The organism is bacterium, assembly GCA_035703895.1.
In the GTDB taxonomy this organism is placed as follows: domain Bacteria; phylum Sysuimicrobiota; class Sysuimicrobiia; order Sysuimicrobiales; family Segetimicrobiaceae; genus Segetimicrobium.
The window spans coordinates 1-9,508 of sequence record DASSXJ010000118.1 but is presented as its reverse complement, the minus strand read 5'-3'; the positions used below and the strand labels follow the sequence as shown (position 1 = coordinate 9,508).

Sequence of the window (9,508 nt, the reverse complement as noted above, 5' to 3'; positions counted from 1 at the left end):
ATCGAGGATCAGATATTCAAAGAGCTTCCTGTCGTCGTGGGCCGGCACACCCCACTCTGTGTCATGATACGAGATCATCAGGGGGTCTGTGTTCGACCACGGACAACGCTTCAACTCACGCACCGTTCCTTTTGACCTCGGCCAGCCCGCGGCTCAACACCCTGGTTGGGCTATTATTGTCGCCGCTGCCGATGGGTCTTGTCGGAGATGCGATCCCCGATGTCCTGGATCTGCAGGCTCGTCCACCCATGAGGCCGGGCCGACCCCACTCGATTTCCGTCTTATCTTGCTCCTTTTCTTCGGCATCCTTCCAATCCTCCACCCGGTGAGCGCTCAAACGGAGTTGGTCTCGCATCCACCCATTCAGGCCCTCCCTAGCGGGGGTCACCATTGCGTTGTATCCGGGCCGGGCTGCTCAGTCATATCAACGGCCGTATTTCAGGCACAGGAAGAGCCGCGAGCTCACCCGGCACGGAGGCCTGCTCCGCTAATGTCCGTCTGCTGACTCTTTACCGCCTTGAGGATGTAATAGCAACGGGCCAAGAGTTTCCTGGCGATCGCAATGGTGGCGATGTTCTTGCCCCGCCGGTGGGCAATCTCCACATAGGCGCGCGCGAGCGGCGGGCGGCGCTTCGCCATTTGGGCGGCTTCGCTGAGGATCCAGCGAACCCAGGGGGATCCTTGCTTGGTGATGTGGCCGTTTGCGTTCCATGTCGTCATTCCGTCTCTTCCGAATTAACGAGTGATCTTTCCGACCTCGTGTTACGAGCCGAACAACCGTTCGTGGTGCCGAGAGGGGGATTTTGTTTGAGAGACACGCTAGGATACGGGTAGCCTAGGACTACCGCCAGGCGTGGTTCTCATCTCGACACCTTGTTCGTGGCTTCGGTGACCGCGACTCGATAGCCTTTGCCGGCGAATTCGAACTGAGTGATTGTGCTTGAAGACGACATCAAGTTGCTCTGCCTTTGTTTCGGGTGACCTGTACAACGGAACGCCCCAGGAGATCAAGGCGACTTTTGAAGGGGCGATCGCCTACTTTGGTCACATGTATGCGTGAGGCGCGTAGATGACAAGAGGAGGAGCCATGTACAAGACTGACATGTATGAAGGGATGCTTGCAGAGACCGTCACGATGTACGGCGCCAGCGGGGATGTCATCAACGCCTACTTTGCCCGACCCTTGGGCCCTGGCCCCTTTCCTGGCGTGGTGCTGATCCACCACCTGCCCGGCTGGGACGAATGGTACCGCGAGGCCACGCGCAGGTTTACACACCACGGCTATTCCGCGCTCTCTCCCAATCTTTACTTCCGCGACGGCCACGGCACCCCTGAGGACGTGGCCTCGAAAGTGCGCGCAGCAGGGGGCGTGCCCGACGACCAGGTCGTGGGCGATGTTGGAGGAGCGATGCGATACCTGCGCTCGCTCCCCTACATCAACGGCAAAGTGGGTGTCTTCGGCACCTGTTCGGGCGGCCGACACGCGTATCTCACAGCGTGTCGTGCAAAAGGCTTTGACGCGGCCGTGGACTGCTGGGGCGGGCGCGTAGTAATGTCCAGCGAGGAACTCACACCCAAGCAGCCTGTGGCCCCGATCGACTACACCAGCGACCTATCCTGCCCGGTCCTGGGCCTCTTCGGTGAGGAGGACAAGGGTCCCACGCCCGAACAGGTGACCCGCCATGAGGAGGAACTCAAGAAGTACGGCAAGACCTATGAGTTTCACATGTATCCGAATGCGGGTCATGGTTTCTTCTACTATGACCGGCCGGCCTATCGGCAGCAGCAAGCGGTGGACGGCTGGCACAAGGTTTTCGCCTTCCTTCAGAAGCATCTTGGTGGACAGTAGAGAGGAGACCGACAATGTGCACCATGATCGCCAGGCAGGTGGAGGTCGAGGGCAGAGGCAAGGGTGCGGGCGGGTGGTTCACCGTGCGCCAGGCCAACGTGTCCTATGACCACCCTTTCAGCCTCCCGCTGGAGCATGCTTTGAATATCGACTTTGTGAATGAGGCGCAGGGGCCGGGCGCGCGCGTCGCCGTAGAACTCACGGTGGAGTCGGCTCGCACCCTGGTCGAGACGATCCAGGCGGTGCTCAGGCGGGCCGAGGCGGGCGGATACTTGGAGGAGAACCACGCTCATGCTTGACTTCACGTCGCCCCTCGGGCGACGGGTCAACCGGCGGCTGCGCCAAGAGCAGATCATCTGGCTGACCACAGTTGATACGCACGGCAGTCCCCAACCCAGGCCAGTCTGGTTTCACTGGGACGGCCGGACGGTACTGATCTTTAGTGAGCGACACACGGCCAAAGTGGAGCATATAGCCCGTAACCGCAACGTTGCGCTGAGTCTCAACACTAGCAAAGACGGCGGCGATGTCGCGGTCCTGATCGGTGAAGCGGTGGTCTCGAGAAGACAACCGCCAGTAGCCAGGATCAAGGCCTACCTTCAAAAGTACAAGCAGGGGCTCAAGGACATTGGCCTGACGGTGCCACAGTTTGCGGCCTCTTACTCAGTGCCCATTCTCGTCACCCCGAGATCTATGCGGGGACTGTGATGCGATAGCGACCCTGACCGAATGACGGCAGGTTCCAGGCTCACGCGCGGCTATGGGTTCGCGCTGGGCCGGAGCTTAATCAAGGAATACGCCCACGACCTGAAGCTTCTATTGGCGAGGAGATGGCCCGTGCCCACGTGATGCTCACAAACCTGCCGGGAGCGCGTTTCCAACCCAGCACGGTGATCGACCGCAGGATGGTGGCCTAGGATGCTAGGAATCCCGGTGGCCGAGTTCGCCGCCGATCGAGTGGTCTGACATATCTGGGCTGGGTGATTTCCCGCCTAGCGCTGTACGCTTATCGGTGCTGTCTCGTCACGAAGCTGTGATGTGATCCCCTTCCAGCCACTTCTAAGCGCGCGTCGCAGCGTATCCGAGGCCGGCAGATCTTCGTCAGGGGCTCACGTCGGAAACTTTTCCCCGAACATGGCCGCATATCACATGGTCAGGACAACGCGGAATTCTGCTTTCCCGCTCATCATGCGAGCGTAGCCGTCGGCGGCCTCTGCAAGCGGGTACTTTTCGATCATGGGGCGCACGCCGGTCATTTCGGCAAAGCGCAGCGCGGCAGTGCCGACGCTCACTCCGAACTGACCCGCCTGGCCGGGGAAGGCGATCAAGAGGTTGCTGCGGAGCGACGCGACCTGGGGTGCAACCGCCTGGCCCGCCCACGTGCCGATGCGTCGCCGGTCATAGTATGCGCTCGGGGCGCCGACGCGACGCTGGCGTGACAAATTTCGGTCCAAGCGCTCAGAACACCTGATAAAAACATGCAGAATCAGGAAATGTGCGGTGGGTTCGAATCCCACCCCCTCCGCCAGTTTTCCTCACATGAGGGAACGCTCGCGTTGCCCTTCTCCTCGAACCTAAGATGCCCCCCGATGTGCAGTCCGAGAAACAAAGGACCGAGATTGAGACCACCCCCAAGTTCTCGTGCGAGCGCAATACGGCCTCGGGCTCACCATCGCCCGGGCCGCGGCGGAGCGGCGGGGGGGTCGGCTCTCCATTGTGAGCAGCGTCGGTCAAGGGACCACGGTTCAGGTGACGCTGCCCCGATGGTCCTCTCGACCCGCTGCCCCCTAGTGCGTATCAACGCTCATGCACGTACTGCACGCAATACGAGCAGAACACCCGCGCATCCGGCAAGAGCCGGCCGCAGATCTTACAGCGGTTCCGCCGCCTGATCCGTACGGTGGGATCCACGCCGCGGCCGGTGTCCTCAACCCGACCATCGGGCTAACCCCCGCGGCGCGGAGGCGAGTGCCTGTCGAGAAGTCCTGAATGCGAAGCACATGAATCCACCTCCCGCCCATAAAGCGCTGGGCGCCCGAGGGCAGTTCCCTAGGTTACGGATGGTAAACGAGGGTCTGGGGGAAGAACGCGTACCAAGCAAACCAATACGCAAGGAATCCAGGAACTCGGGCCTCGTTGATCCCTCCGGGCCCAATCAGCGCCGCCTCGGTGACGCGCCAAGGACGGCTCCACCCGTCGAGAACGACATCAGGGTCCGGCCCAGGTTGGAACCGGTCGCTTCCGCGGCGGAAGGCGCGGACCTCGACCCCGGCGCTGTAGGCACCCGGCGCGCCACGGAACCGGTCAAGCGGCCCTCCCTGCTGCTGCCCATTCACGGTGACGGCACGGTGCTTCGCGATGAGCACCACGGGTGTGCCCCCCACGGCATCATTCACAACGCGACGGGCCGCCAACAGGTCCGCCGGAAAGGCTTTGGGCGTGCCAGCGATACGCAAGGCATAGATGCGCGCCTTCAATGGCAGCACCCGGCTTCGACGCCACACTGGAAACATCGTGCCCGGAGAGGCAAAGTACCGTGCGTAAGGTGTCCCGGGGGCGTACGTACGCTCGTAGCCGGTGTGGGCGTCCAGGACCTTTGTCTCGGGATGTTCGGCCAGCCACTCTCCCCAGGAAGTCAGGACGAGGGGCCGGAGTATCAACCGGACGCCGGTCCTGGCCAATTTCCCGAGTACAGGCTCACCTGTCAGTTGGTTCCACAGGGTCCGCGTCTCGCGGTCATACATCAGCTTGTTGCTACGGAAGAGCAGACCCGAGGACCCGAAGGTGTACGTGACGCCGTTTGAGGCTCGTCCGTCATAGGCGATGCCCGCACCGCACAGGGTGCAATAGGCGAGCGAAACCGGAACCCCACCGACGCGGTCGTTCACCATTTCATGCCAATCGAGGATACGCAGCGGATAGGCGCGCGCATAGCCGTTGATCGAGAGCGCAAAAACCGGCTCCTCAGGCATGAGGTACGTTGCCGAGGCCGCCGGGATCATCTTCGGATGGGTGAGGGCGGGGATACCATCCACAGCCACCCCGCCCCACTGGATCTCCTCAACCCGAATCCGGGACGGGGCCGCATCGGACAAAAACTCGCGAAAATGCGGATCGAGGCGCCCAAACAACCGCCCTTTCCACCCGGTGAACCCGGGAGGAGGCACGAGGGCAGTAGCACCGTACCATTCCGACCACATCGGCCAGTCATCCCCGAACCGCTTTCCGCTCAGCGTCTCGAGGGCGTTGATCACGGCGGTGTCGTCGACGTTCGTGAGCACCCCGACCTGGCTCGCGCGCATGGCTTCAATCAGGGGGGCAATAAAACGAGGATCGTGGGCGGTCACGATCGTTTTGAGGGCGTACCGGGCGGCGATAGGGGACGAAATGAGGTCGTCCATGAGCCTGGCCGCATCGATGCGAGAAAATGGCGCCCGTATCGATCCCGGCGCAACAGCGGTCGCCTGCACACCGCCACGCCAGCTCGCGAGTACCCCCGCGCCGAGAAGGGCGACCAGGAACGCAGATGCAAGAGCCGACCGCCTCACGGACCACCGCCTTGGGCTGCGGAGCGCCATCCCATGCTCTTCGCGGGCGGTCTGCCCTCGCCCTCTGCAAACGGCCGGACCATCCCCTTGAGGCCCGTAGGCGGCAGCCGATGGTCCGTTGCCGGCTTCGTGGTTAGCGGGATATAACCGGCTTCAAGCCGCGCCCATCCGAAGTTTTGATGGAAAGCACGCGGACCTTTGCATCGGTAAGGACTTCCTTTGACTCGGAGTGAGCCCGCACGGCTGTCTCGGACATATAGGCGGATCCCATGTTCATCAGGGACCGCTCCAAGCCTTCGAGTCCTTGACAGACTTTAAGGGCCCACCGCTCGAGCGCCTCGAGGCTCGGACTCACCTCCAACGCCCATCGGCGGCGTTCGATGATCCTGCCAAAGAAGTATCCCCACACGGCACCGACAACAGCACCGCCAAACACCAGCGCTTCCCTGATCATGATCTCGTTCATGGATACCGGCTTATTCCGGTGGGGCCGCGCAAGAATTCCTTCCTCCGGTCGAGTGGTCTCGTCGCGTTCAACCGAGGGGGAACACCAATTCGGTATCGAACGGGCCGCGGGCGTCAGAGGACCATAGGGTAGGTCCTCGTGCGCTGCTTGTATCGCGTCCGGCCGTAATTGCGGAGGGAGGTTACTGAGCCCTTCGAACCCTGCGGATCGCCGGCAGGTTGACGATCTCCTTCACGATCGCCGTAAACTCCCCCAGGTCCATCGGTTTCTTCACGTGCAGGTCTACGTTGAGGGCATAACTCCTGGCCTTATCCAGTGGGGCATCGGACGCCGAAAAGACGATGACGGGGATCTCCCTGAGATCGGGGTCTTTTCGCATCTCCCCAAGGAATACGTGGCCCTGCATCTTGGGGATGTTCAAATCCAGAAGGATCAGATCTGGGCGCGGTGCATCAGCAAACGCCTTGTCGCGATGCAAAAATGCCAGGGCTTCGAAGCCATCCTCGACCACACTGACGTGATGCCGGACACCCTCCTCGTCGAGGGCCTCGATCGTCAGACCGACGTCCGCCGGGTTATCCTCCACCATGAGGATCTCGAGGCCTCGTCGACGCTTCCCGCCCGGCTCCATGGTCTCTCCCCCCGTGGATCACACGTTTCCGACACCGTGGCACGTCCTCCACGGGGTGCGATGCCTCTCGAATCATCCGGCGAGGTGACTTTCGATTTCCACCATGAAGGTGCCCAGAACTCAGGAAGGCAAGACCTGACCCTGCTCCAATGCCTCGCTGAAGCGCGATCGCTCAATGAGCCACAGTAGGCAGGGACTTCGGGAGGCGCACGGAAAGCCTCACCCCAGGTAACGTAACTCACCTACAAATAGGAGGGAGCGCCATGGCTCTATCGAGTCGGGGGAGGCTGGTGGCCACTTTTCGACATCCGATTCGGGTCGAAGTTCGACGGCCCAAGTTCGAGCGTTCGGCCTCTCTTGCGTACATAGACGTTGACAAGTTAGCTCGAGCAGCCCGCGCGGAGTTCGAGGTGGGCCACTTCGAGACAGGGTGTTGTCGGAAGGCGGTTCTGGCGGTCGTCCACCGGGGGACGGTGACGGCCCTTCGTGTGGAGGCTTGCGCAGAGTGCAAGCCGGTCCGGCTCACGCCCGAGCATCAAGCCATGCTCAAAGCCGCGCAGCGACAGATGGGCCGCCGTCGTGATCGGCCGTTTCGCTCTATGTCGGTGGCCCAGTTCATGAGCCGGGTCGCTGAGACAATCGTCGAGGGGATGTGCTCCGAGGTCTGCTGGACTATCGGGGGCTATGGCGTCTGCTTTACCTGTTGTGGCCGCGGTAGTAGCCGGGTGTGTTCCATTCGCATCGTCGTCCCAAAGGCGCAGGGAGAGCTCCTTCAGTGAATCGATAGGCTACCGGCGCCCTCCGGCGAGCTGCGGGGCCTCCGGACGGTCGCGGAGGCGGAGCATCGCCACGACGCCCAACGCGGGCCCCACAGCGAGCGCCGTAAACGCTCCCTGCCACCCCGCCCCTCTCAGCACAAACGGGAGGACCTGGATACTCACCGCCGTAAGCAGGAATCCCAATGCGGTTTGGAGCGCCAGCGCGCTACCGACGCGCTCCGGCTGCGCGAGTTCGCTCACGGACGCCGAGAACTGCGCGGAATCGGCGATAACGCTGATCCCCCACACGGACGCGATGGCGACCACAAGGACGGGGGGTGCTCCGAACAGCAGTCCGGTCGCGATGGCACAACTCCCGCTCAACACCATGGCCGCCGCGGTGGTTATCGTGCGCCCGAGACGGTCTGCCGCCAAGCCTCCGGCAACGCACCCGAGGGCGCCGATCCCGATGACCCACGCTGCCGCCATGCTCGCGGAACGAGCAGCGGCCGCGCCGGCTACGCCGCCGGACGCCTGAAAGCTCGCCAGGAGAAACACCGGGACCCAGGTCCACATCGCGTAGAGTTCCCACATGTGCCCGAAGTACCCGAAATTGGCGAGTCGGATTGCGGGATCTTGAAAAGACCGCAGCGCCCAACCGAGGTCGAGGCGGGCGGACGGTCCCTCGAACGGTCCTGGCTGCACGCACCACCCGACGATCGCGGCCGATGTCACGGCGCCGAGGCTGGTCGCAAGGATCACCGACTGCCAGGGGAGCTGCCCGGCCAGCCCGATCCCGGCGAGAAAGTGCGGAAGGGCCGACCCCAGTGTAAGCGCGCCAACCAAGATCCCGATCGCCAGCCCCCGCCCTTCCCTGAACCACCCCGTCATCAACTTCATGCCCGTGGGATAGACGCCGGCGAGAACCACCCCCAGCAGGAACCGCAACGGGATGGCCAGGCGCAAGTCGCCTGGGATGGCGGCGAGGAGTGCGTTTGCGGCAGCCGCCGCCATGGCGCTGGCGACGAACACCGCCCTGGTCGAGAAGATGTCCGCGATCCCGCTCACCGCCGAAGCGAGCGCGCCGGCGACAAACCCCAACTGGACGCCGACCGTCAGCAGCGCGACCGCCGCGGGGGAGAGGTGCCAGTCCCGCGCGAGGGCCGGCGCCACCGCCGCCGCACTGAACCAGGTGCCCATCGCACCGATTTGCGCAGCGGCGATCAACACGAGGGCGCGCCAGCGGGTCTCGGGGCGGCGATCAGTTCTCCGTGTCTTCATCACCGGGAGCGTTTCAGCCTGTGAGAGAGGGTTCTCCTTCGTCCGGACAGACCCATCTCTGTCCGCCGAAACCTGCCGGCTCTCAGGCTGCACCGTGCTGGAAGCGGCTGGGGCGGGAGATTGAGGGACTGAGCCCCGCAGACATGGAATGTCTCTCATGTGCATCCGCAGGGAGGCAAGGACGATCAGCGCTCCGGGGAGGGACAACGCATATGAGAATCGCGGCGGTGATAGTCCTATCGAGCCTCCTGGCAATCGCCGGGGGTGCTGCTCTTGCGGCTACCGATCAGCGAGCGGGCTGCATGGTGGCCGAGATCCTGCTCCGCCGGCCAGTGACGCTGTATCTATCGACGACGACCTTCACGTGGTCCGTACGAGGCAATTCCAGGTTCGTGCTGTTGGACACCCTAGGCCAGGCCCTGACCGTCGACGAGGATACGGAGACGTGGGTGCTCGACGCCAATGGTACGCCGGTGCACGCCCGGCGGCCCCTTCGGGATGATACGCCGGCAGCACAATGGAAAGGGAGCAAGATCCTCGATTTCACCCCGAGGGATTCGTGTCCGCAGGGGGTAGGCTGGCTGGTCGTGTATAAGTGAACGTGACGTTCCTACGTGGGTGACTGAACCCGCACGGTCTTCCTGAGCTGTGTCGTTACCATATCCACAGAGAGATTGAGGCATTCATGGCTTTCAGAGTAATTATTTCTCACAACCTTTGTCGATTCCAGGCTCTGCCGAACGACTAACAAATGTCTATAAACGCATGAGCGCGATAAGGAGCACAGCGATGAAATATCTTTGTGCAGTCTACTTCGAGCAGAAGACTTGGGATGCCCTGTCCGACAGCGAACATGCAACCGTCATTCGCGACTCAATAGCCTTTAACGAGGAGCTACGACAGAGCGGCCACTATATCGCCTCCAACGCCCTCCAGCCCGTCAGCGCGGCAACGACCGTGCGTGTCCGGGGCGGG

General features: G+C 62.6%; 12 protein-coding genes and 1 pseudogene. 6 read left to right on the top strand and 7 right to left on the bottom strand.

Annotated elements, in window-relative coordinates:
* Positions 1-114: DNA-3-methyladenine glycosylase I (locus tag VFP86_08280; GenBank protein HET8999626.1), on the bottom strand; the 114-nt coding region annotated here is incomplete at its 3' end.
* A 348-nt stretch (positions 115-462) separates the two neighbouring features.
* Complete coding sequence (locus VFP86_08275; GenBank protein ID HET8999625.1) at positions 463-720, bottom strand: transposase; 258 nt, start codon at positions 718-720, stop codon at positions 463-465.
* Positions 721-1,087: 367 nt separating this feature from the next.
* Here VFP86_08275 and VFP86_08270 point away from each other — a divergent pair, with 367 nt between their 5' ends.
* From VFP86_08270 to VFP86_08260, 3 genes are read left to right on the top strand one after another with little or no spacing between them, the layout of a single operon-like run.
* Positions 1,088-1,849, top strand: coding sequence for a dienelactone hydrolase family protein (locus VFP86_08270; GenBank protein ID HET8999624.1), 762 nt, complete (start codon positions 1,088-1,090; stop codon positions 1,847-1,849).
* Positions 1,850-1,863: 14 nt separating this feature from the next.
* Positions 1,864-2,148, top strand: coding sequence for a DUF6295 family protein (locus tag VFP86_08265; protein ID HET8999623.1), 285 nt, complete (start codon positions 1,864-1,866; stop codon positions 2,146-2,148).
* Positions 2,141-2,557 (top strand): TIGR03667 family PPOX class F420-dependent oxidoreductase, encoded by a 417-nt coding sequence (locus VFP86_08260; protein ID HET8999622.1) that lies wholly within the window; start codon positions 2,141-2,143, stop codon positions 2,555-2,557. The genes VFP86_08265 and VFP86_08260 overlap by 8 nt, the downstream gene beginning before the upstream one ends.
* A gap of 437 nt (positions 2,558-2,994) precedes the next feature.
* On the opposite strand, the pseudogene VFP86_08255 reads toward VFP86_08260, so the two are convergent.
* Positions 2,995-3,120: pseudogene (locus VFP86_08255) on the bottom strand (alcohol dehydrogenase).
* A 370-nt stretch (positions 3,121-3,490) separates the two neighbouring features.
* On the opposite strand from VFP86_08255, the gene VFP86_08250 reads away from it, so the two are divergent.
* Positions 3,491-3,640, top strand: a complete 150-nt coding sequence (locus tag VFP86_08250) for an ATP-binding protein (protein ID HET8999621.1) — start codon at positions 3,491-3,493, stop codon at positions 3,638-3,640.
* A 263-nt stretch (positions 3,641-3,903) separates the two neighbouring features.
* Here VFP86_08250 and VFP86_08245 read toward each other — a convergent pair whose 3' ends face one another.
* The 4 genes from VFP86_08245 to VFP86_08230 form a co-directional block, all read right to left on the bottom strand.
* The gene (locus VFP86_08245) at positions 3,904-5,397 is read right to left on the bottom strand and encodes a DUF3179 domain-containing protein (GenBank protein HET8999620.1); all 1,494 of its coding nucleotides are present in this window, start codon (positions 5,395-5,397) and stop codon (positions 3,904-3,906) included.
* A gap of 133 nt (positions 5,398-5,530) precedes the next feature.
* Positions 5,531-5,863 carry a hypothetical protein gene (locus tag VFP86_08240; protein ID HET8999619.1) on the bottom strand — a complete coding sequence of 111 codons (333 nt, stop codon included), beginning with the start codon at positions 5,861-5,863 and terminating at the stop codon, positions 5,531-5,533.
* Between the two features lie 181 nt (positions 5,864-6,044).
* Positions 6,045-6,494 (bottom strand): response regulator, encoded by a 450-nt coding sequence (locus tag VFP86_08235; GenBank protein HET8999618.1) that lies wholly within the window; start codon positions 6,492-6,494, stop codon positions 6,045-6,047.
* A gap of 788 nt (positions 6,495-7,282) precedes the next feature.
* Complete coding sequence (locus VFP86_08230; GenBank protein ID HET8999617.1) at positions 7,283-8,533, bottom strand: MFS transporter; 1,251 nt, start codon at positions 8,531-8,533, stop codon at positions 7,283-7,285.
* A gap of 212 nt (positions 8,534-8,745) precedes the next feature.
* On the opposite strand from VFP86_08230, the gene VFP86_08225 reads away from it, so the two are divergent.
* Together VFP86_08225 and VFP86_08220 are read left to right on the top strand one after the other, a co-directional pair.
* Positions 8,746-9,132, top strand: coding sequence for a hypothetical protein (locus VFP86_08225; protein ID HET8999616.1), 387 nt, complete (start codon positions 8,746-8,748; stop codon positions 9,130-9,132).
* A gap of 190 nt (positions 9,133-9,322) precedes the next feature.
* A partial coding sequence (locus VFP86_08220) for a YciI family protein (protein ID HET8999615.1) occupies positions 9,323-9,508 on the top strand: 186 nt, incomplete at its 3' end.